15 protein-coding genes and 1 tRNA gene are annotated in these 21,867 nt (G+C 57.5%); 11 read left to right on the plus strand and 5 right to left on the minus strand.

The features are described from left to right. Positions 1-7 precede the first annotated feature (7 nt). The 4 genes from RIKMI_RS14015 to RIKMI_RS0111240 all read left to right on the plus strand — a co-directional run bounded on the left by RIKMI_RS14015 (position 8) and on the right by RIKMI_RS0111240 (position 6,719). Complete coding sequence (locus tag RIKMI_RS14015; protein WP_051214522.1) at positions 8-1,966, plus strand: heparinase II/III domain-containing protein; 1,959 nt, start codon at positions 8-10, stop codon at positions 1,964-1,966. A gap of 72 nt (positions 1,967-2,038) precedes the next feature. Continuing rightward, a complete protein-coding gene (locus RIKMI_RS0111230; protein ID WP_051214587.1) occupies positions 2,039-4,237 on the plus strand; it encodes an alpha-N-acetylglucosaminidase in 2,199 nt (732 codons plus the stop codon). Then, the gene (locus RIKMI_RS0111235) at positions 4,234-5,472 is read left to right on the plus strand and encodes a DUF2264 domain-containing protein (RefSeq protein WP_027291689.1); all 1,239 of its coding nucleotides are present in this window, start codon (positions 4,234-4,236) and stop codon (positions 5,470-5,472) included. Before RIKMI_RS0111230 ends, RIKMI_RS0111235 begins: the two co-directional genes overlap by 4 nt. Before the next feature lie 5 nt (positions 5,473-5,477). Further along, a complete protein-coding gene (locus RIKMI_RS0111240; RefSeq protein ID WP_027291690.1) occupies positions 5,478-6,719 on the plus strand; it encodes a DUF2264 domain-containing protein in 1,242 nt (413 codons plus the stop codon). Between the two features lie 81 nt (positions 6,720-6,800). Here the strand turns inward: RIKMI_RS0111240 and RIKMI_RS0111245 are convergent, their stop codons facing one another. Further along, positions 6,801-7,253 (minus strand): PepSY-like domain-containing protein, encoded by a 453-nt coding sequence (locus tag RIKMI_RS0111245; RefSeq protein ID WP_037291923.1) that lies wholly within the window; start codon positions 7,251-7,253, stop codon positions 6,801-6,803. Positions 7,254-7,323: 70 nt separating this feature from the next. Further along, positions 7,324-8,685, minus strand: coding sequence for an aldehyde dehydrogenase (locus RIKMI_RS0111250; RefSeq protein ID WP_027291692.1), 1,362 nt, complete (start codon positions 8,683-8,685; stop codon positions 7,324-7,326). A 448-nt stretch (positions 8,686-9,133) separates the two neighbouring features. Between RIKMI_RS0111250 and RIKMI_RS0111255 the strand changes: the two genes are divergently transcribed. The 5 genes from RIKMI_RS0111255 (at position 9,134) to RIKMI_RS0111275 (ending at position 16,325) form a co-directional block, all read left to right on the plus strand. Further along, on the plus strand, positions 9,134-9,520 hold the full coding sequence (locus RIKMI_RS0111255; protein ID WP_336433352.1) for a YccF domain-containing protein: 387 nt from the start codon (positions 9,134-9,136) through the stop codon (positions 9,518-9,520). Positions 9,521-9,587: 67 nt separating this feature from the next. Next, positions 9,588-10,739, plus strand: a complete 1,152-nt coding sequence (locus RIKMI_RS0111260; protein ID WP_027291694.1) for an efflux RND transporter periplasmic adaptor subunit — start codon at positions 9,588-9,590, stop codon at positions 10,737-10,739. Positions 10,740-10,753: 14 nt separating this feature from the next. After that, entirely contained in the window at positions 10,754-13,912 is a 3,159-nt protein-coding gene (locus RIKMI_RS0111265; RefSeq protein WP_027291695.1) for an efflux RND transporter permease subunit, read from the plus strand. Continuing rightward, on the plus strand, positions 13,887-15,272 hold the full coding sequence (locus tag RIKMI_RS0111270) for an efflux transporter outer membrane subunit (protein WP_115356422.1): 1,386 nt from the start codon (positions 13,887-13,889) through the stop codon (positions 15,270-15,272). Before RIKMI_RS0111265 ends, RIKMI_RS0111270 begins: the two co-directional genes overlap by 26 nt. 390 nt (positions 15,273-15,662) lie before the next feature. Beyond that, positions 15,663-16,325: a DedA family protein gene (locus RIKMI_RS0111275; protein ID WP_027291697.1), complete on the plus strand. Its 663-nt coding sequence runs from the start codon at positions 15,663-15,665 to the stop codon at positions 16,323-16,325. 77 nt (positions 16,326-16,402) lie between these two features. Here RIKMI_RS0111275 and htpG read toward each other — a convergent pair whose 3' ends face one another. The 3 genes from htpG to RIKMI_RS14020 all read right to left on the minus strand — a co-directional run bounded on the left by htpG (position 16,403) and on the right by RIKMI_RS14020 (position 20,309). Beyond that, a complete protein-coding gene (gene htpG / locus RIKMI_RS0111280; protein ID WP_027291698.1) occupies positions 16,403-18,478 on the minus strand; it encodes a molecular chaperone HtpG in 2,076 nt (691 codons plus the stop codon). Positions 18,479-18,653: 175 nt separating this feature from the next. Then, positions 18,654-19,661 (minus strand): adenosine kinase, encoded by a 1,008-nt coding sequence (locus RIKMI_RS0111285; RefSeq protein WP_027291699.1) that lies wholly within the window; start codon positions 19,659-19,661, stop codon positions 18,654-18,656. A 45-nt stretch (positions 19,662-19,706) separates the two neighbouring features. Continuing rightward, a complete protein-coding gene (locus RIKMI_RS14020; protein WP_051214523.1) occupies positions 19,707-20,309 on the minus strand; it encodes a M15 family metallopeptidase in 603 nt (200 codons plus the stop codon). Between the two features lie 116 nt (positions 20,310-20,425). On the opposite strand from RIKMI_RS14020, the gene RIKMI_RS0111295 reads away from it, so the two are divergent. Both RIKMI_RS0111295 and RIKMI_RS0111300 read left to right on the plus strand, forming a co-directional pair. Next, positions 20,426-20,503: transfer RNA gene (locus tag RIKMI_RS0111295), tRNA-Pro, on the plus strand. A 532-nt stretch (positions 20,504-21,035) separates the two neighbouring features. Next, positions 21,036-21,812: a glucose 1-dehydrogenase gene (locus tag RIKMI_RS0111300; RefSeq protein WP_027291700.1), complete on the plus strand. Its 777-nt coding sequence runs from the start codon at positions 21,036-21,038 to the stop codon at positions 21,810-21,812. The last annotated feature ends 55 nt before the right edge of the window (positions 21,813-21,867 follow it).

Genomic DNA, 21,867 nt, shown 5'->3' on the forward strand with positions numbered 1-21,867 from the left:
GCCGAAAATGAAACAGACGAAACGGTTTATGGCGGTGCTGCTCCTTACGGGTCTTTTGGGGGCGGCACCCCTTTTTATGGAGGCGGCTCCGGCGGTTCGGACCAAGCCCGATCTTTTGCAGAAAGCCGCCGCGCGGTACGATATGGATTCGATGTGCCTGGAGGCTTACAAACCCTATCCGGGCTATGCCGACCGGGGATTCTGGCAGTCGCTGCCGGAGGCCGTGAAGCGCCAGGCGGTGCGGCAGGCCGAAGCGCGGCTGGATTACGTGTGGCGCAGCGTGACGGTGACTTCGTATCTGGATTTCGCCCGAAAGGGCGTCCGGGTACCGAACGACCGGCATATCGGCGAGCGGTACGGGGCGTTGGCGGACCTGATGTTGGGCGAACTGGTCGAAGGCAGGGGGCGTTTCATGGACCAGATCGCCGACGGCGTATGGTCGCTTTGCGAACAGAGTTCGTGGGTAGCGGCGGCGCATATCTACTGGCAGCTCAGCGGGACGGCGGTTCCGGATATCGACCATCGCACGATCGACCTGAGCGGCGGGATGACGGCCAATACGCTGGCCTGGGCCTATTATTTCTTTAAAGACGACCTCGGCAAACTGTCGCCGACCATTCCGCAGCGGCTCCGGGCCGAACTGAACCGCCATACGCTGGATGTCTATCTGGAGCGGGACGACATGTTCTGGCTCGGTTTCCGGGAAGGGGCGCAGGTCAATAACTGGAATCCATGGTGCAATTTCAACGTGCTTACCACGGCTTTGTTGGCGGAAGAGGATCCGGTGCGCCGGGCGTCCATCGTGAAAAAGACGATGCGTTCGGTGGACCAGTTCATCAACTTCTTCAAACCCGACGGCGGATGCGAAGAGGGGCCGTCGTATTGGGGGCATGCGGCCGGGATGCTGAACAATTACCTCGAAGTGCTGCGCGATTATTCGCACGGCAAAATCGACCTGTTCGGCGAACAGCGGGTCAAGAATATCGGACTTTATATCGCCCATGCGCACATCGACAGCCTCTATTTCGTCAATTTCGCCGATGCCGAAGCGAAGGCTTCGCCGGGAGCTTCGACCGTATTCCGTTACGGGCGGAATATCGCAGACAGTACGATGATGCGTTTCGGTTCCTATCTGGGAAGTCTGACAGGTTTCGGGGAAAATCCGCTGGGTGGCACGATGGACAACCGCCTGAAGACGATTTCCGCCTATCGGGAGTTGTGCGCGGCGCGGCCTCTCGCGCCTCTGTACCGTTCGGTATGGATGGACGGTATCGAGGTAGCGGTGGCGCGTACCCAGGGAGGTTCGGCCCGCGGGCTGACGCTGGCGGCCAAAGGAGGCTACAATGCCGAAAGCCATAACCACAACGACGTGGGGAGCTTTATTCTGTACGTGGACGGACAGCCGATGCTGGTGGATGCCGGAGTGGGGACTTATACCGCAGCGACGTTCGATCATCGGCGCTATACCATTTGGATGATGCAGTCCGAGTACCACAATCTGCCGGTCGTAAACGGGTTCGGCCAGAAAGACGGACACGAGTACCGTTCGTGTCGGGTAGAGCATTCCGACAATGGCCGGGTGATGGATTTCTCGCTGGATATAGCCGGTGCTTATCCGGCGGAAGCGGCGTGCCGCAGCTGGGTACGCGACTATCGTTTCGACCGGCGCAGGAATACGGTGACTCTGACCGACAGTTACGAACTGGCGGAGGTGAAAGGCTCGGTGGCCCTGAATTTCCTGACCTGCGGCACGGTGAAGCTCGGCAAAACGATCGAGATCGCCGCCGGGGACCGGACGCTGCTGATGGCGGTGGACGCTTCGAAATACGAAATGACGGCGGAGGCGGTGGAGCTGACCGATCCCCGGCTGTCGAAAATCTGGGGCGAGAGACTGACGCGGATTGTCCTGAAAGTGAAAGATCCGAAGCAGAAAGACACGTTACGGGTTACCTTTTCGCAGAAATAAAAAGCTACCAATACCAAATTCAAACCGATGTTAAAGAAAATTTTCACATGGTTCACCCTTTGCCTGGCGGGCATGGCTGCGCAGGCGGCCAAAGCCCCGGCGATGAACGACAAGGCTGTTGTTAAAGCAGCTCGGGAACTGATTGCCCGGGTGACGCCGGGATACGAAAAACAGTATGTGTTGGAGGTTATTCCAACCGATGCGCAGAGCGGCGAAGATGTCTTCGAGGTGGATGCCCGGAAGGGGAAAGTGGTGCTGCGGGGCAATAATCCGGTGGCCTTGGCTTCGGCTTTCCACTGGTACCTGAAATATACCTGCAAGGCGCAACTTTCGTGGTTCGGCGACCAGTTGAACCTGCCCGAACGCCTGCCGCTGCCCGCCGCGAAGGAACGGCGGACGATAGGCGGAAAGTACCGGGCCTATTTCAACTATTGCACCCTCTCCTACACCGCTCCGTGGTGGGACTGGGAACGGTGGCAGCGCGAGATCGACTTCATGGCCATGAACGGCATCAATATGCCGTTGCAGCCGATCGGGCTGGATGCCGTGTGGTACGAAACATTGCTCCGTATGGGATTCACCGACCTCGAAGCCCGCACTTTCCTCGTGGGCCCCGGCCATCAGGCCTGGCAGTGGATGACCAACATCGAACAGTTCGGCGGGCCGCTGCCCAAAAGCTGGATCGACAGCCACGTCGAATTGGGACGCCGGATTTTCGCCCGGCAGCTGGAGCTGGGTATGAAGCCGATTCAGCAGAGTTTCACGGGCTATGTGCCGAAACTCATGGCGGAAAAGTATCCGGAGGCCAAAATCGCGCAGCAACCGGAGTGGTACGGTTTCGAAGGCGTTTCGCAGCTCGACCCGCTCGATCCGCTGTTCGACCGTATGGGGCATACCTTCATGCAGGTGCAGGATTCGATATTCGGCTCTTACGGGATTTATTCGGCCGACCCGTTCCACGAGAGCGCGCCGCCCGTCAATACGCCCGAATACCTGTCCGCCGTGGGCAAAAAGATCAGCAAACTGATCGACGATTTCGACCCGCGGGGGATCGTGGCGATGCAGGCGTGGAGCATTCGCGAGCCGATCGCGACGCAGTTCCCGAAAGACCGCCTGGTGGTGCTCGACCTGAACGGCTCGACCTATCCGAACAAAAAGAATTTCTGGGGGTATCCGTTCGTGGCGGGGAACCTGCACAATTTCGGCGGCCGTATCAACATGCACGGCGACCTGGCCCTGTTGGCCTCGAACCAATACGCGACGGCTCGGAAGAAGGCCCCGAATGCGGTCGGTTCGGGCCTGTTCATGGAGTCGATCGTCCAGAATCCGGTCTATTATGCGATGGCGTTCGAAATGCCGATGCACCGGGACACGATTCGCCCTTCTGAATGGCTCGATGCTTATACGGTGCGGGCTTACGGCGCAGAGTCGGAGGCGGCTCAGCAGGCGTGGGCTATCTTGCTGAAAGGGCCGTACGGGCCGGGTACCAACGGTGTGGAGAGCAGTTCGATCATCGCGGCGCGTCCGGCCATCGATGTGAAGAAATCGGGGCCGAACGCCGGTTTCAATATCCCTTACGACCCGAAATCGCTGTACGAGGCCGAGCGGTTGCTTTTGCAGGATGCGGAAAAACTGGAAACCTCTGAAATATACCGTTTCGACGTGGTCGATGTGCAGCGTCAGATCATGTCCAATCTGGGTCAGGAGATCCATAAAGCGGCGGCTGCGGCTTATAAGGCCGGGGATATGGCCGGGTTTAAGAAGCACAGCGGGCGTTTCCTCGAACTGCTGCTCGACGTGGACGCGTTGCTGGCTACCCGCACGGAGTGGAATTTCGACCGGTGGGTGAGCGATGCCCGCAGCTGGGGCGCGACGACGGAGGAGAAGGATTTGCTGGAACGGGATGCCACGGCGTTGGTGACTTACTGGGGTTTCACGCCGGGTTATATGTGTCAGCAGTTCGATTATTCGTGGCGCGAGTGGGCCGGGCTGATCCGCCGGTATTACTATAATCGCTGGAAAATGTTTTACGACATGCTGGCCGAGTCGCTCGCTTCGGGCAAACCCTATTCCGAAGCCGGGGCGAAGATGAGCAACGGACGGGAGGCGTTCCGGGGCAATGAGTTCTACGACAGGCTGGCCGATTGGGAAATCGATTTCGTGGCGACCCCGAAAACGGACATCGATCCGGCGCCGAACGGGGACGAAATCGAAACGGCCCGGAAGATGTTCGGCAAGTACAGCGAACTGGCTAAAGAGTATTATCGATGAAACGTTGGTTGATTTTAGTCGTGGCGCTTCTGTGCTTTCTTCCGGTGTCGGGCCGGAAGAGAGCCGTCGGGCAGGCGGAGACGGACCGTGAGTACTGGGCTGCGCAGGCTTACCGTATGGCGAAACCCGTGCTGTCGAACCTGGCGGCTGGCACGTTGCGGCGGAACATGCCCGTCGAACAACACGACGGTGCCGGACGGGAGCAGTATGCGCATCTGGAGGCAGTGGGACGTCTGTTGTGCGGTCTGGCTCCGTGGTTCGAGGTGTCCGGCGATTCGATTCCTGCGGCGGAAGCCGCTATGCGGGACGAGTTGCTGGCCTGGGCGCACGCCGGATTGCGGAATGCGGTGGACAGTACGTCGCCCGATTGTCTGAATTTCAGAAGTTTCGGCCAGCCGTTGGTCGATGCGGCTTTTATGGCCCAGGCTTTCCTGCGTTCTCCGGAACGGTTGTGGGGCGGACTCGACTCGCTGACGCAGTGGCGGATGATCGTCGAGATGAAAGCTACGCGCAATACGCGGCCTTCGTATAATAATTGGCTGATGTTCAGCGCCACGGTCGAGGCGTTCCTGCGCATGGCGGGCGAGCGGCCCGACCTGATGCGTACCGATTACGCTTTCCGGCAGACGGACGATTGGTATGTCGGCGACGGGCAGTACAGCGACGGACCGATGTATCATAACGATTACTACAACAGTTTCGTGATTCAGCCCATGCTGGTGGACGCGGGGCGGGTAATGAACCGTTATTACAAAAGCGAGGCGCCGTATTCGGACGCGCAATATGCGCGGATTTGCCGCCGGGCGTCCCGGTATGCGGGCGTGCTGGAACGTTCGATTTCGCCCGAAGGGACATTTCCCGTGCTGGGGCGGTCTATCCTCTACCGGACGGGATGCCTGCAATCGCTGGCGCAGGCTTCGTTGCTGAAGATGTTGCCGAAAGATGCGACCGAAGGGCAGGTGCGTTCGGCGATGACGGCGGTCATGCGCCGGATGCTCGATGCCCCCGAGACGTACGATGACGGAGGGTGGCTTTCGATGGGTTTCTGCGGAGCACAGAAAGGAGCGGGGGAATATTACCTCTGTACGGGCAGCATGTATCTGGCTTCGACGATTTTCTTACCTTTGGGCTTGCCGGCCGGAGATTCGTTCTGGACAACTCCGGCAGCGGACTGGACGACTAAAAAAGCCTGGGGCGGCATGCCGTTTCCCGGCGATCATTCGATAGGAGATTAATGCAAATGAAAAAATTACTGATCGCCGCGCTTGCCGCGGCATTTATCCTGCCGGGCGCTGCGGCACGCAAGAAACAGGCGGAACCGCCGAAGACCGACCGCGAAGTGTGGGCCAAAACGGCTTACAGAATCGCATATCCGGTGTTGTCGAATCTGGCGGCGGGCACGTTGCATCGGAATATGCCCGTCGAGCAGCGCGGGCCGTCGCATCCGGAATACGGATCGTACGGAGACCGGACGAAGTACGCGTATCTCGAAGCGTTGGGCCGGACGATTTGCGGGATTGCGCCGTGGCTGGAACTGCCGGTGGATACGACGACTAAAGACGGAAAAATGCGCAAGGAATTGCTTGATTTGTCGATCAAGGGGCTGACCAACGCGATGGACACCGCTTCGGCGGACTATATCAGTTTCGCGGTGGGGTATCAGGCGCTCGTCGATGCCGCGCATCTGGCTCAGGGGTTGATGCGTGCGCCGAAAAACCTGTGGGGCGGTCTGGACAAGGCCACGCAGCAGCGGATCGTCTATGAAATGAAACAGACCCGCAAGGTACGGCCGAACGTGAGCAACTGGTTGATGTTCACGGCCCAGATCGAGGCTTTCCTGCGCTCGGTCGGCGAGGAGTACGACCAGGTGCGGGTGGACTATCCCGTGCGTCAGATGGATAAATGGTACAAGGGCGACGGGGTGTACGGCGACGGCGAACCGTTCCATTGGGATTACTACAACAGCTTCGTGATTCAGCCGATGCTGATCGACGTGCTGAGCGTGATGGGCGACGGTTTCCCGGGGATGCGGAAGCGGGTGCTGGACCGGGCCGCGCGTTATGCGGAGGTGACCGAGCGGATGATTTCGCCCGAAGGGACGATCCCGCCGATCGGACGTTCGTTGCAATACCGCACGGCGGCTTTGCAGGTACTTTCGCAGATGGCCCTGATGGACAGACTGCCCAAAAGCGTTAGCAAAGGGCAGGTGCGTTCGGCGATGACGGCGGTGATCCGCAATTTCTTCGGACAGCCGGGCACGTTCGATGAAAACGGATGGCTCCGGATCGGATTTTGCGGCGCACAGCCCGAAATCGGCGAAGCCTATACCTGTACCGGTTCGCTCTACCTTTGTACGACCGGTTTTCTGGCGCTGGGATTGCCCGAGGACGATCCGTTCTGGACGGCTCCGGCTGAGAAGTGGACTTCGCAGAAGGCCTGGAGCGGCGAGAAGTTCCCGCAGGATCATTCGATCGCGAACTGATCCGCGGCAGCACGATTATGGAAAGGGCCGGCATGTTTCCTGGAAACATGCCGGCCCTCGTCGATTCCGGAGGAGCCGTTTTTAGTCGAAGCGGGGGAGTTCTTCCCGGATGAACGTGCCGTCGGAGGAATACCAGAGCGTTTTACCGTTGTTGATTTCGATTTCGTAACCGCCCAGCTCGGCGTCGATTTCATGTACCGTAGCGTCTGGATACCGCTGGCCGAGGTCGGTTTGCAGGGCCTGGGGCAGAAATCCGACCGGCAGCGGGGAGAACTGGCTTTCGAGATGTGTCCATGCGCCGGATTCGTCGAAATCGATCGAGGCGCCGTTGTCCAGCGTGACTTCGTAGTTTTTGCGGCCGTCGTCCTTTTCCCAGGTGATGCGGACGGTATTCTGCGTGGGGAAATACTGATGGACGAACTGCTGGGCCGTTTGGGGCAGTTTATCGAACGAGATGCTTTTTTCGTCGTCGCAGCCGTAAAGTCCGACTGCGCTCAGGATGAGCAGGCAAGCGGTAAGAAAGCGTAGTTTCATGGTCGAATAGGTTTTGTGTGCTTATGAATGAAATACAAAGATAGGACTGAAATCTGAAACGGAACTGAAATTAAAATGTCAGTAATTTTTTGATCCATCCGAAATGTCGGTACGGAGGGTATTTCAGCGGGATGTCGAGGCTTCTCGCGGATAGGAGCACCGCCTTGCGGTTGCTGAAGGTGTGGAACGATTCCGCCCCGTGATATTTGCCCGTCCCGCTCTGTCCGACACCCCCGAACGGCAGGCGGTCGTTAGCGATATGCAAGACCGTATCGTTGATGCAGGCGCCTCCCGACGATGTACGCCGCAGGATGTCCCGGCCGGTTGCCGGCGATCCGAAATAGTAGAACGCCAAAGGCTTCTCGTGCCGGTTCACGAATTCGACGGCTTCGTCGAGGTGGACGAACTCCATGACCGGCAGTATCGGTCCGAAAATCTCGGCCTGCATGACCGGAACGCCGTCTGTCGGTCGGCCGAGATCGAGCAGCGTGGGGGCGATATACCGTTGTTCGGGGTCGGTCTCCCCGCCGGCCAGGATGATTCCGTTGCCCAGATAGGAGGCTACCCGTTCGAATGCCTTGTCGTTTACCAGGCGTCCGTAATGCGGACTCTCTTTCGGATCCGGGCCGTAAAACGCCCGGATATGGCATTTGATCCGTTCCAGAAGCGGGGCCTTGATGTTCTGGTGTACCAGCAGGTAGTCCGGAGCGATGCAGGTCTGTCCTGCGTTCAGGAATTTACCCCATACGATCCGCCGTGCGGCAATATCCGCGTCGGCCGAATTATCCACGATGCAGGGACTTTTGCCGCCCAGTTCCAGCGTGACGGGGGTCAGGTGTTCGGCTGCGGCTCGCATGACCGTCCGTCCCAGTTCCGGGCTGCCTGTGAAGAAGATATAGTCCCACCGTTCGGCCAGCAACGCTTCGTTTACCTCCCGGTGCCCTTCGACCACGGCGACATGATCCGGCGGGAAAGCCGATTCGACGATTTGCCGGACGACGGCGGAGACGTTCGGCGTATAGGGCGAGGGCTTCAGTACAGCGCAGTTCCCGGCGGCTACGGCTCCCGCCAGCGGCGCGAGGGTCAGTTGGACCGGATAGTTCCAGGGGGCCAGGATCAGTACGCATCCGAACGGTTCGCAGACGATACGGCTGCGGGACGGCCGCAGGAAAAGCGGCGTTCCGACCCGCCGGGGACGCATGCGCCGGTGCAGGTGTCCGATTTGGTCGTCGATTTCCCGCAGCGTAATTCCTATTTCGGTCAGACAGGCTTCTTCCGCCGATTTGTGCAGATCGGCCCATAAAGCCTCGTACAGGGCCGCGAGATGCGTCTTTATTTCTGCTTTGAGCCGTTCGAGCGCGGCACGGCGGAAAGCGTATCCGCAGGTGCGTCCGGAGGCGAAAAACGCCCGTTGGTTTTCGAGAATATCCATAGCGGCAAGTGTTGGCAAATAAGTTTTTCAAAGGTGATTACGCGTGCTCCTCTCTGAATCGGACGCATATATATTACTCCTGATTATATACTTTAATAGGTCGGCCTGTCCAAACCTTGCAAAGATTTCCGTTCGTCTTTGTGCCGGACGGTTTCCAGCCGTCGGGACGCGGACCGCCGAGGCACAGGTAAAGTTGCCGGTCTCTTAAAGCATATGAATTATTCTCCCAAATATATTCTGGATTTTTCAAAAATCGGACCGTAATTTGCACGAAGATTGTTCGTCCCTTTGTAAAAAGAGCTGGTGACGATATGCGAGTTTACACGAGTTTCCCGACAATCCGGTTTTGTCTCCGCACCGGACTTTTCGGGCCTTTTGCCAGAGCTTGCGCCGTCTCCGTATTGCAAAACCGGAACACATTTCGATCTTTAACGCATAGAGAACTTGTATGACTGTCATGAATGTTTTGGGCAATATCGTCTGGATCGTTTTCGGAGGTTTCGCCATCGCCGTCGAATATTTCGCGGCCGGGATCGTCATGTGCCTGACGATTATCGGCATTCCGTTCGGATTGCAGGTGTTCAAACTGGGGGCGTTGTCTCTGCTGCCGTTCGGCCACCGGTCGGTGGTCGTGGAAGAGAACCGGGGATGCTTCGCATTTCTGATGAATGTCGTTTGGTTTTTTATCGGCGGGGTATGGATCGCCCTGACCCACCTCGGACTGGGGCTTCTGTTCTGCGTGACGATCGTCGGGATACCGTTCGGATTGCAGCATTTCAAACTGATGACCGTCGCTTTTTCCCCGTTCGGACGGGAGATCGTGGCGCTCGACTGACGGTTCGGCCGGATGGCTTGGTACGTTTCTTGTTGTTGAAACGGACGAAACTATCCGATTCCTACCTATGAAAATCTATGCTATCGTTATTGCCGGAGCTGCGGCCCTGCTGGGGGCGACCGCATGCGGACACAAGGCCTCCCGAACGCAGGTGCCCGTGCCGCATATTGCTGTGGCCGAAGCGCACAAAAGGGAATTGCCCACGCGGATGCAGTTCGTGGGGCAGACGTACAGCCTTTCGGACGTGACTATCCAGCCGCGGGTCAGCGGCTATTTGCTATCCACGCACTACGAGCAGGGGATGCCTGTCAAGAAAGGACAGTTGCTGTTCAGGATCGACCCGAATCCCATGCAGGTCAAAGTGACGCAGGCGGAGGCGGCCCTGGCCGCAGCCCGCTCGCAGTTGGTCGAGGCGCAGAACAATTACAACCGTTCGGTACCGTTGGCACGGATCAACGCCATCAGCCAAAGCGCGCTGGATCAGGCCACGGCTGCCCTTGCTTCGGCCAAAGCCAACCTGCGCAGCGCGCAGGCGGCCCTGAGGAGTGCCAACCTCGACCTGTCCTATACGACGATCTATGCTCCGGCCGACGGAGTGATCGGTGAAACCGTCGGTTCGGTGGGCGATTATGTGGGGCCGGGGACGAACAACACGGTACTGAACACCATTTCGAATATCGATTCGATCTATGTCCATATCTCGATCCCGACGACCAAATACCTCTCCATTGTCCAGCGGGACAGCCTCGATCGGCCCCTGTACGACAATGCGGGCCTGCTGACCGACGTGGATATGATCCTGGCGGACGGTACGCTCTATCCCTATAAGGGGGAGTACAAATTTACCGAACGGGCGGTGGATACCCGGACGGGAGCTGTCGTGATTCGCGTCCTGTTTCCCAATCCGGAACGGTATCTGGGGCCGGGGCAGTATGTCAAGGTGAATGCCAATGTCGGGGGAGGTACGGGCACGGTGCTGGTGCCCCAGCGCTCCGTCGTGCAGAGTCAGGGGGTCAATAGCGTCTATGTGGTCGGGAAAGACAGTACGGTGGAATACCGGAAAGTGGAGCTGGGCGACACTTACGGTTCGGAGTGGGGAATCGTGGAGGGGCTGAGGCCGGGGGAATGGGTGCTGACGGAAGGGTTGCTCAAAGTCCGCAGCGGGATGAAAATCGTACCCGAGCCGATCGCTGCGTCGGACTCGGTCGCGCATAAATAGGGGAGGGCATAGCAATGATTAATTTCTTTATACGCCGTCCTATTTTCGCGATGGTGATTTCGATCATTATCGTCATTCTCGGCATTCTGTCGATCCGTTCGCTGCCGGTGGAACAATATCCGGACATTACGCCTCCGAACGTCGAAGTGTCGGCTACTTATCAGGGGGCCGACGCGGTGACGGTGGACGAGGCGGTGGCCACTCCCGTGGGACAGAGCATCATGGGGGTGAGCGACATGCTTTACATGCAGACCACCAGCGCCAGCGACGGAACGATGGGGCTGACAGCCACGTTCGCAGTGGGGTCCGATCCCGACATGAACGCGGTTTTCACCCAGAACCGGGTGGCGACGGCCACGCCGATGCTGCCTTCGACGGTGCGCCAGCAAGGGCTGACGACGGTCAAGTCGATGAGCGGGTTCCTGATGGTCTTCGCCGTTTACAGCGACGGCCGTTACGACGATAATTTCCTGGCCAATTACGCCTATATCAATATCCAGAACGAACTGTTGAAGATCGACGGAGTGGGGAAGGTGCAGATTATGGGATCGGGCGAGTACTCGATGCGTATCTGGATCAAACCCGATGTGTTGGATTATCTGAACGTTTCGCTGGCGGACATCACCTCGGCCGTCGAAGCGCAGAGCGGGGTGTTTCCGGCCGGGAAGCTGGGCGGGGAGCCGAGTCCGGAGGGGACGGAGTTCACCTATACCGTAACGATGCCGCCGCAGATCAATTCCGCGGAAGAGTATGCGAATATCGTGATCCGCACGTTGCCGGACGGCGGGCAGGTGCGGCTGGGCGATGTGGCCCGCGTTGAGCTCGGCAGTCAGACTTACGGCGTCAGTTCGATGTTCAACGAGCATCCGGCGGCGATGATCGCCGTATATCAGGCTCCCGGCAGCAATGCGATGCAAGTGGGGGGAGCGGTGAAGGCCAAAATGGAAGATATATCGCAGGATTTCAACGACGGCATCTCGTATGATGTGGTGGTGGACGCCACCCGATCCATCGAGTCCGGAGTCAATGACATCATCGTGACGTTGCTGATCGCGCTCGTGCTGGTCGTGCTGATTATTTACCTGTTCATACAGGACGTGCGGGCCATGATCGTGCCGGTCGTGGCGATACCGGTGTCGCTCGTGGGGGCGTTCATGCTGTTTCCGCTGTTGGGATTTTCGGTCAATATTTTTTCGTTGCTGGGGTTGATTCTCGCCATCGGGCTGGTGGTGGACGACGCCATCGTGGTGATCGAGGCGGTGCAGGTCAATATCGCGAACGGAATGAATCCCAAACAGGCTACGCGGGCGGCCATGAAGTCCGTGGCTTCGCCGATCATCGCCACGACCGTCGTGCTGACGGCGGTATTCATCCCCGTTTCGTTCATCGGCGGCATTACGGGACGGCTCTACCAGCAGTTCGCCATAACGATCGCCTTGTCGGTCGTCATTTCGTCTTTCAATGCCCTGACCCTGTCGCCGGCTTTGTGTTCGTTGGTACTGCGGAGCAGGAAACCGGCCACGAAAGGTTTTTTCGGCCTGTTCAACCGCTGGTTCGACCGCCGGGTGGAGGGGTATCTGAGTTTTTCCAAAACGATTGCTCGGCACGGCGTGCGGACGCTGGTGTTCATCGCCGTGGTCGGCGGGGCTATTTTCGGATTGATGCGGGCGATTCCGGACGGATTCTTGCCGCAGGAAGATCAGGGCTACCTGATGATCGGGATCAATCTGCCCAATGCGGCTTCCGCGGAGCGCACCGAAAAGGCGGTAACCGAAATTCAGCGGATCGTCTCCCGGCTGCCGGAAGTCCGGTACACGGCCGGCGTATCGGGTTTCAACATGCTGTCGGGCGTGGCGTCGTCCAACAGCGGCGTGCTGTTCGTGACGCTGGTGGATTACAGCCAGCGTAAAGTGACGGCCATGGAACTGGTCGATCGGCTCAACGGCGAATTGTACGTGGCGGTGAACGATGCGCAGGCTTATGCGTTCCAGACACCTTCCATACCGGGGTTGGGAACGACTTCGGGCGTTTCGCTGGTCGTGCAGGACAGGGGCGGGAACGGCATCCCTTACCTGGCGCGTCATACCGACGAATTTCTGGAAAAAGCCAGGCGATTGCCCGAAATATCGACCATCACGTCGCAGTTCGATGCCGGAGTGCCGCAGCGCAAAGTGGTGATCGACGAGAACCAGGCGTTCCAGCAAGGCGTGTCGCTCGATGAGATTCACAGCGTGCTTTCCACCTACCTGGGCGGGGCGTATATCAATAATTTCAACCGTTTCGGCAAGATATACCAGACTTACGTGCAGAGCGAGGCGCAGTACCGGCAGTCGAAAGACGACCTGATGAACTATTTCGTGACCAATGCCGACGGTCAGAGCGTGCCGCTGGCGTCGTTCGTTTCGATCGAAGATACGACGGGCGTGGAGTTCGTCAGCCAGTTCAACCTCTACCGGTCGATCGCCCTGAATGCGAATGCTTCGAGCGAATACTCTTCGACGCAGGCCATGGACGCTTTGCAGGCGCTGGCCGATTCGACGCTGCCCAAAGATATGGGCATCGCGTGGAGCGGCATGTCGTTCCAGGAACGTAATGCTTCGGGCGGAGGGATGGGGGCGTTCGTCATCGCGGTGGTTTTCGTGTTTCTGATCCTCGCGGCGCTCTACGAAAGCTGGACGCTGCCGTGGTCGATCCTGCTGGGGGTACCGTTCGCCGTTTTCGGGGCCATGGTGTTCATTTTCTGCGCACACCTGCTCGATCCGGTTTATGTGGACAATATCTTTATGCAGATTTCGCTCATCCTGCTGATTGGGCTTTCGGCCAAAAATGCGATCCTGATCGTGGAGTATGCCAACGACGCCTATTTCGGCGAAGGGAAGGACATCCTGTCCGCGGCGATGGAGGCCGCCCGGCTGAGGTTCCGGCCGATCGTCATGACGGCGCTGGCGTTCCTGTTGGGCGTATCGCCGTTGATTTTCGCCAGCGGGGCTTCGTCCGTGGCCCAGACGGTAATGGGCGTGGCCCTGGTTGGGGGCATGGGCCTCGCGACCCTGTTCGGGGTGTTCGTTTACCCGGCTTTGTATGCTTTTATCGCGAAAGTGGGGCGGTTCGACCGCATCCGCGAACGCAGACTTAACGACCTGAAAGATGAAAAAAGTGAGAAACAGGCATAGTGGGGCGGCTGTAATGGCCGCAGTCCTTTGGTTCACGGGCTGTGCCGTGGGGCCGACGTTCAAGTCGCCCGAAGTGGCTCTGCCGTCGGCTTATCTGTATGATTCGGTCGCCTCGCGGGGCGATACGGTGGTCAATCTGGCGTGGTGGGAGAACTTCGGCGATCCGATGCTTACGGGGTTGATCGAACAGGCGCTGGACAGCAACCGGAACCTGGCGGTGGCGGCTTCGAGGATCGAGCAGGCGAGGTTGCAGCTCAAATCGGCCCGGGCCGAATTCGGTCCGGCGGTCGGTCTGGGTATCCGGGGCGAAGGGACTTATACCGACCGTACCGGTATCGTGCAGCAGTATGCTGTCGAGCCGAACATTACCTGGGAGATCGACCTGTTCGGCAAGCTGCGCCGCACGGCGGAATCGGCCCGCGCCCGGATGCTGGCTACGGAACAGAACTATCGTTCTGTGATGCTGTCGCTGGCGGCCGAGGTAGCGACTTCGTATTTCGATCTGTTGCAGTACGATATGTCGTTGCGGATCGCCCGTGAAACTTACGGGTTGCGGAGGGCGTCGCAGGACATTATCGATTCGCTGGTCTATTACGGCATGTCGTCTGCGGTCGATTTGGAACAGGCGCGAAGTCTGACGGCGACGGCTGCCGCGGCGATTCCGCAGTACGAACGGGCGAAAGCGCAGACCGAAATGGCTCTGTGCGCCCTGTTGGGACAGAATCCGCATCCGTTCGAGGTGGACGGCACCCGTTTGTTCACGTCGGTTTTGCTGCCCGCCGAAGTTCCGGCCGGTTTGCCCGCTTCGCTGCTCGACCGTCGGCCGGACATCCGACAGGCCTATTACGAAGTGGCGTCGGCGACGGCCGAGGTAGGCGTCGCCGTTGCGAACCGCTATCCTTCCCTTACATTGACTGGTGAAGGCGGGTTGCTTTCTTCGACGTTGAAAGGGTTGTTTCGCGGCAATCCTTTCGGTTGGTCGGCTTCGCTTTCGGTCGCCGAGCCGCTTTTCGCCTGGGGCAAGAACAAACGGGCCGAAGAGATCGCCCGGGAAGAGAACCGGCAGGCGGTACTGAATTACGAACAGACGGTGATCACGGCTCTGGGCGAGGTGGAGAGCGCCCTGGCAGGCGTTGCGACCTATCGGGCGCAGGCGGAGCGTTACCGCGAACTGCTCCGGGCTACGCGGGCGACTCAGGTGCTGACGCAGGAGTTGTACCGCAACGGATCGAACACTTATCTGGATGTGCTGGATGCGGAACGGGAGTTGTTTTCGACGCAGATCGGTTTTTCGGAAGTATTGTCGGCGCAGCTGGCTGAATACGTTTCGCTTTACAAGGCGTTGGGCGGGGGATGGTAGGGGAAGTGCCGGGTTGGAAGCGGATAAACCGAACGGTTCCGTCGGTGGCGGCCAGGGGCTAAGTCCGGACACGGCGTCCGACGTGGGCCGGCGGTGCGGATCGTAAAGAATATGACCGGCGCGTCGCCTGGGGCCGGATACCGACGGGCGATCGCAAAAATAACATAAAGATAACATACCCGTCTGTATATTGAACGAACGCTGGTTTATTTTTGACAGCGCGATATACGATTTTGCCGGAAGATATGGCTGTTTTTCGGTTGTTTCCGGTCTGTGTCCGTCTGGGGGAAAGAGCAATTCCGTTCCGGTCCCCGGGAAGGAGATCCCGGTCCGGATAAAGTCATATGTGCGTACCTGTTTTTATTCTGTCGGACAATACTTTACCTGCATATGGACTTGATCCAGTCTGCGCTCGATTTTGTCGTGCATATCGACGCTCATCTGATTCGTTTGGCGGTCGTTTACGGCGTTTGGCTCTATGCGATTCTGTTCGTGATTATCTTCTGCGAAACGGGATTGGTCGTGACTCCGTTCCTGCCGGGCGATTCGTTGCTGTTCGTGGCGGGTACGCTCTGTGCGTTACCGGGAAGTCCGATGGACGTGCGTCTGTTGGCGGTCATACTGATCGTAGCGGCTGTGTCGGGCGATACGGTCAATTATTCGGTGGGCAGGGTATTCGGGAAAAGATTGTTCCGAAACCCCGATTCCCGGATATTCAAACCGGCGTATTTGCGGAAAACGCATGAGTTTTATGAAAAACACGGAGAAAAAACGATCGTTCTGGCGCGGTTCGTCCCCATTGTCCGGACGTTCGCTCCTTTCGTTGCCGGAATGGGACGTATGCACTATCGGCGTTTTTTGATCTATAACGTGGTCGGGGGCGTTGTCTGGGTGTTGTTGTTTATCTGCGTCGGGTATTTTTTCGGCAGTCTGCCGTTCGTGCAGCGAAACCTGAAACTGTTGATGTTGGGGATAATCGTACTGTCGGTCCTGCCGGTCGGGATAGAAGCCTGGAGAATGCGGCGAAAAAAGGAAACCGTTTCCGGCGCGTAGCGATTCGTGATGCGGGAACAAAACGGAGGGGGCTATGCATAATTTGCATAGCCCCCTCCGTTTGAAAATCGTAGCGGTTATTTTTGCCGTTCGGCCGATTTGCCGACTACCTCTACGCTGCGTTTGATGAACCGGGTCAGCGCTTCGCCTTTCAGCATGCCGTTCGCCAGCAGGGCCAGATCGACCAGCTGGCCGACGACGACGTTTTCGGAACCCGCTTTGCGCAGGACATCTTTCCGCTTGCCCTCGATTTCGCCGATCTTGGCTTCGATCGCGGCCCGTTTGTCTTTTTCTTCCTGCGAAATGTCCTCCTCCTTCTTGTCTTTGAGAAGTTCCGCGAGGGCCGATTTTTCGTTTTCGGCGGCCTCCAGATTCTTATCCAACGGAGCCAGCTCCTCGCCGGCGGCATTCTGAGTCTCGCCCAATACTTCGATGACCAGCGGATGGTTGCCGTTTACCACGACGTTGTAGCTGTCCGGCATCTCGCCGTAGAAACTGTACATGCCGCCGCCCACTTTCGACATGTCTTTCATACGCCGCATGAACTCGCCCTGCGTGATGATGATCGGCGCGGCGGCCGGATCCATCGCTTCGAACTGGACGTGAAAATGGCTTTTGGCATCGGTCGGCAACTGCGATTCGAATACCGGCGTCAGCAGTTGCTGCTGCGCCGTAGTGAGGGCCATCGCCAGTTGTTCGTCTTTCTCGATCAGCTTCTCGACCGTATCGGCATCCACGCGCGTAAAGCGCCAGTCGCTGTGCTTGTTTTCCAGGAAAGCGATGAAATGGGCTTCCAGCGGGCTGTCCATCACCAGTACGTCGTATCCTTTGGCGTGCGCCGCTTCGATGAAGCTGTGCTGCGCGACCGGATCGTTGCTGTACAGGTGGACGATCTTGCCGTTCTTGTCGGTCTGGCTGCCTTTGACGACCTCTGTATATTCGTCGAGGGTGAAGTATTTGCCTTCGGTATTCTTGAGCAGGGTGAACTCTCCGGCGCGTTCGCCGAATTTCTCTTCGCTGACGATACCGTATTGGATAAAGAGCTTCAGGTCGTCCCATTTGTTTTCGTAGTCGGGCCGGCCGTTTTTGAACAGATCGGCGAGCCGGTCGGCCACTTTCTTGGTGATGTAACCCGAAATCTTCTTCACGTTACTGTCGCTTTGCAGGTAGCTCCGCGAGACGTTCAGCGGGATGTCCGGCGAGTCGATCACCCCGTGCAGCAGAGTCAGAAAATCGGGTACGATCCCTTCCACCGAGTCGGTTACATAGACCTGGTTCGAATAGAGCTGGATCTTGTTTTTCTGGATCTCGAAGTTGTTCTTGATCTTCGGGAAATAGAGGATACCGGTCAGGTTGAACGGGTAATCCACGTTCAGGTGGATGTGGAACAGCGGCTCGTCGGCCATCGGGTAGAGTTTCCGGTAAAACTCCGCATACTGGTCTTCGGTGATTTCGGTCGGTTTCCGCATCCACAACGGATGGGTGTCGTTGATGATGTTGTCCTTGTCGGTCGCGACGTATTTGCCGTCTTCCCACTTTTGCTCTTTGCCGAACGCGATCGGTACGGGCAGGAACGAACAGTATTTTTTCAGAAGGGCCTCGATCCGCGTTTTTTCGCCAAACTCTGCGCTGTCTTCCGCCAGGTAAAGCACGATGTCGGTACCCCGTTCCGCTTTGTCGGTCGGTTCCAGCGTAAAGTCAGGGGTGCCGTCGCAGGCCCATTTGACGGCCTGCGCCCCTTCTCGGTACGATTTGGTGATCACTTCGACTTTCGAGGCCACCATGAATGCCGAGTAGAAACCCAACCCGAAGTGGCCGATAATGCCGCTCTGGTTTTCGTATTTCTTCATGAACTCTTCGGCCCCGGAGAAAGCGATCTGGTTGATGTATTTATTGACCTCCTCTTCGGTCATACCGACCCCGCGGTCCGAAACGGTCAGTTTTTTGCCTTTTTCGTCCAGTTCCACGCGGATGGTCAGGTCGCCCAATTCGCCGCCGAATTCGCCCATCGAGCTGAGCGCCTTGAGTTTGGTGGTGGCATCCACGGCATTCGAGATCAGCTCGCGCAGGAAAATTTCGTGGTCGGAATAGAGGAATTTCTTGATAATCGGAAAGATGTTCTCGGTAGTTACCCCGATTTTACCTTTTTGCATATCGTCGTGTTTTTATGTGATTCATTCCGGATTTTACGGTTTACACTGTAATGCAACTCCTGTGCCATGTCGCTGCGTGGCAGTTTTCCATGACAGAGTGTCAGGGGAGGGATGTCAAAAAAAAGAACGCACCGCCCCGAGCAGAGGGCGGTGCGTCCGGTACGGTGCGCAGGTTTTACCGGTCGCGGACGACGCTCCGACCGGCTTCGATTTCTGCGATAAGCGGCCGGATGGTGTCCCATGCGTCGTCGGGAAGTTCGGCGCCCAGCGTTTCTATGCTTTTGCTCGATACGACCGCTCCCATTTCGCCGCATTGCCTGAGCGACAGTCCCCGGACGAAGCCGTGCAGGAAACCGGCGGCGTAGAGGTCGCCGGCTCCGGTCTTATCCACCGGCCGGGCGTCGATCGTGCCGATCCGGCAGCGTTCCGCGCCCCGGGCGACCAGCGAACCTTTCGGCCCGATTTTGACGACGACGATACCGCACCGGGGGGCCAGTGCTTCCAACGCTTGTTCCGGAATACCGCGCCCGGTGAGGGCCGCCGCTTCGTCTTCGTTGGCGAAAAGGATATCGACATACCGGTCGATCAGCCGGTCGGCGTACTCCCTGAACTCGCGGATCACGGTGAAGCTGGCGGCGTCGAGCGCGACTTTTACTCTTGCGATTTTTGCGGTCCGCATCGCGGACTCGATAACGTCGGGACAGTTGAGCAGATACCCTTCGACGAACAGTACCCGGTATCCCGCGAAGTTTTCCGGGGTGATATGGCGGGTTCCGATTTCCAGCGCCGCGCCGAGATAGGTGAGCATGGTGCGTTCGCCGTCGGGAAGCACCATCGAGATGCATTTGCCGGACGGGGTGGTCGGCGAAACGCCGAGCAGGGGTCTGATGTGTTTTCGTTGCTGATATTTGCGGAACGCTTCGCCGGTCGGATCGGCGCCGATATGTCCCACGTAAGCGGCCGGACTGCCGAGGTTGGCTACGCCTCCGATCATGTTGGCCGCCGATCCTCCGGCGGCTATGCTCTGGGGCAGATGTCCGATTTTGCTCATCATCCGGTGGTGCTGTTCGCCGCCGATCAGGTACATGCCGCCGCGTTCGACGCCCAATTCCCGGAGGATGCTTTCGTCCGGAATTCGTACCAGTATGTCGGTCAGTGCGTTACCCAGTCCTATGATTGCCATTTTTGTCCGTGCTGTATTTGAAAAACGGAGGCAAAGGTAAAATTTTTACGGCTTTTCGAAGTGCATGTAATCTTTTACGGAGGTCCATGACCCGCCCCAGCGCCAGCCTAACTGCCGAAAATACCGGACCAGGAAAGAGGCTGCGGTAATCGTTCCGGGTATCTGCGGATCGTACTGTCCGCAGGCAGGGATAATCCGGCCGTTGCGCAAAACGGCCGGATTCCGGAACGGGTTGATGTCGATGGCCCGACCGTAGGCGTGGGCGGAGAGACGGGCGGTCCGGAACGTGGTTTTGGGTCGGTAGTGGAAACCGTAGGTGTTGTTCAGCGTATCCATCGAAGTTCCGTTGTCGGGCTTGTCGAATTTGATGGGGATTGCGCTCTGCACGGGGAAACGCCGGGCTTTGATCTCGCGGAAAATTTGCCGGATATCGTCGGCAGCCTCCCGGTGGATGACGATCTGCCCCCGATGGAGCCGGCCGTCGAAAGAGTAGTATTCGACATCGACGAGCGTAAGCATGCGGACGATGCTGTCGGGCGCCGAGGTTCCCGCGATCGCTTCTTCGAAGGTTTGCCTGGAATCGACGACAATGTCGCCGGCCGGCGGCGCTACGGCGAAAACAAGTGATAAGAGGACGGTAATGAGCATGATACGACTGTGTTGTTCCCGGTTCCGGAGTTTAAAATTAAGTTTTTTCGGGGTGTCGAAGCATTTTGTTTTTTGAAAATCCCGAAAATAGTGTACTTTTGTGTCCGGTTAATGAGCGGGGTGTAGCTCAGCCCGGTTAGAGTACTCGTCTGGGGGGCGAGTGGTCGCAAGTTCGAATCTTGTCACCCCGACCAACCTCCAAAGCCTTTGAAACCAATCTTTTACGATTGTTTTAAAGGCTTTTTTCTTTGGAAATATGGATTGATTTCCTTGTTGATGGGCAACTTATACGACTTCGCCCTGTTTTATTCATATTACTGATTCTTGATTTATTACGTTTTGACCCGATTCCCTGAAACGGTCGGGGCTTTTGTCAGGTTTTGCAAGATTTGATCCAGGAGGTGCCGCAGGGCCGTTCGGGAAGATTATTGCCCGGTTCCGGTAATGTCGTATATCTTTTGATTTTACTGCCGGTACTCGGTTATTTATTCCTATATTGCCCTATATTTATAAACCCGATTATATACTTTGATTTACCAACAATTTTCAGAAAAAATTACAGCCGAACGGGTTCGGTATGCCAAAGTATATGATCGGGTTTACAAATAAGAGCATGAATGAAAGAGCGATGGATAGCTTTTATCGCTGGCACGGTTCTTGACCCTTTCGTCGAGTCGGATATATAGACGTTTGGGTTTGAAAATCAAATATTAAAAGATGAAAAATATGTCGATAGAATCGCTTTTCGACCTTACCGGAAAGGTCGCTATTGTTACCGGCGGAGGAAACGGGATCGGTCGCCGGTGTTGCGAAACGCTCGCAGCGGCAGGGGCCGACATTGTGATCGGAGACCTGAAAGCCGAAGATGCCGAAACGGTGGCCCGCGGAATAAGGGAGAGCGGAGGGCGGGCGTTGAGCGTTCCGTGCAACGTGCTTGAAGATCATGACCTTGTCCGCCTGGTGGATAAGGCGGTCGAAACATTCGGAACCGTCAATATATTGGTGAACAATGCCGGCGGGGGCGGTGGCGGAAAAGAAAATCCGTTCGAAATAGATGTGGAGTATTTTGAAAAAATATTCAAACTCAATGTATTCAGTGTCTGGCGTCTCTGTCAGCTCGTCGTGCCTCACATGGCTAAGTCGGGATATGGCAGTATCGTCAATATTACGTCTATGGGCAGCATAAACAAAAGTCCCGGTATGAGCGCCTATGCCTCGTCGAAAGCCGCATTGAATCATATGGCGGCTAACCTGGCATACGATTTCGGCCCGATGAACGTAAGAATCAATAACGTAGGGCCTGGCGCGACCCGGACTCATGCGTTGTCCACGGTATTGACGCCCGACATCGAGGCCCGTATGCTGGCTCATACTCCTCTGAAGCGGCTCGGGGAAACGGCCGATATCGCAGGGGCTGTGTTATATTTCGCGGCTCCGGTTTCGCAATGGGTCAGCGGTCAGGTGCTGTTCGTAAACGGCGGCGGAGTGCAGACACTCGACTGATCCGGAAAAGCGGAAAAACCGGTGAAAGGGGAATATCCCCCTACACCGGCTCGGA

The sequence above is a fragment of the Rikenella microfusus DSM 15922 genome, assembly GCF_000427365.1.
GTDB lineage: Bacteria > Bacteroidota > Bacteroidia > Bacteroidales > Rikenellaceae > Rikenella > Rikenella microfusus.

Excerpts from the sequence above, each read along its gene's own strand:
- RIKMI_RS14015 (WP_051214522.1), top strand. The coding sequence starts at position 8 with ATGAAACAGACGAAACGGTTTATGGCGGTGCTGCTCCTTACGGGTCTT.
- RIKMI_RS0111230 (WP_051214587.1), top strand. The coding sequence starts at position 2,039 with ATGGCTGCGCAGGCGGCCAAAGCCCCGGCGATGAACGACAAGGCTGTT.
- RIKMI_RS0111235 (WP_027291689.1), top strand. The coding sequence starts at position 4,234 with ATGAAACGTTGGTTGATTTTAGTCGTGGCGCTTCTGTGCTTTCTTCCG.
- RIKMI_RS0111240 (WP_027291690.1), top strand. The coding sequence starts at position 5,478 with ATGAAAAAATTACTGATCGCCGCGCTTGCCGCGGCATTTATCCTGCCG.
- RIKMI_RS0111245 (WP_037291923.1), bottom strand. The coding sequence starts at position 7,253 with ATGAAACTACGCTTTCTTACCGCTTGCCTGCTCATCCTGAGCGCAGTC.
- RIKMI_RS0111250 (WP_027291692.1), bottom strand. The coding sequence starts at position 8,685 with ATGGATATTCTCGAAAACCAACGGGCGTTTTTCGCCTCCGGACGCACC.
- RIKMI_RS0111255 (WP_336433352.1), top strand. The coding sequence starts at position 9,134 with ATGACTGTCATGAATGTTTTGGGCAATATCGTCTGGATCGTTTTCGGA.
- RIKMI_RS0111260 (WP_027291694.1), top strand. The coding sequence starts at position 9,588 with ATGAAAATCTATGCTATCGTTATTGCCGGAGCTGCGGCCCTGCTGGGG.
- RIKMI_RS0111265 (WP_027291695.1), top strand. The coding sequence starts at position 10,754 with ATGATTAATTTCTTTATACGCCGTCCTATTTTCGCGATGGTGATTTCG.
- RIKMI_RS0111270 (WP_115356422.1), top strand. The coding sequence starts at position 13,887 with ATGAAAAAAGTGAGAAACAGGCATAGTGGGGCGGCTGTAATGGCCGCA.
- RIKMI_RS0111275 (WP_027291697.1), top strand. The coding sequence starts at position 15,663 with ATGGACTTGATCCAGTCTGCGCTCGATTTTGTCGTGCATATCGACGCT.
- htpG (WP_027291698.1), bottom strand. The coding sequence starts at position 18,478 with ATGCAAAAAGGTAAAATCGGGGTAACTACCGAGAACATCTTTCCGATT.
- RIKMI_RS0111285 (WP_027291699.1), bottom strand. The coding sequence starts at position 19,661 with ATGGCAATCATAGGACTGGGTAACGCACTGACCGACATACTGGTACGA.
- RIKMI_RS14020 (WP_051214523.1), bottom strand. The coding sequence starts at position 20,309 with ATGCTCATTACCGTCCTCTTATCACTTGTTTTCGCCGTAGCGCCGCCG.
- RIKMI_RS0111300 (WP_027291700.1), top strand. The coding sequence starts at position 21,036 with ATGTCGATAGAATCGCTTTTCGACCTTACCGGAAAGGTCGCTATTGTT.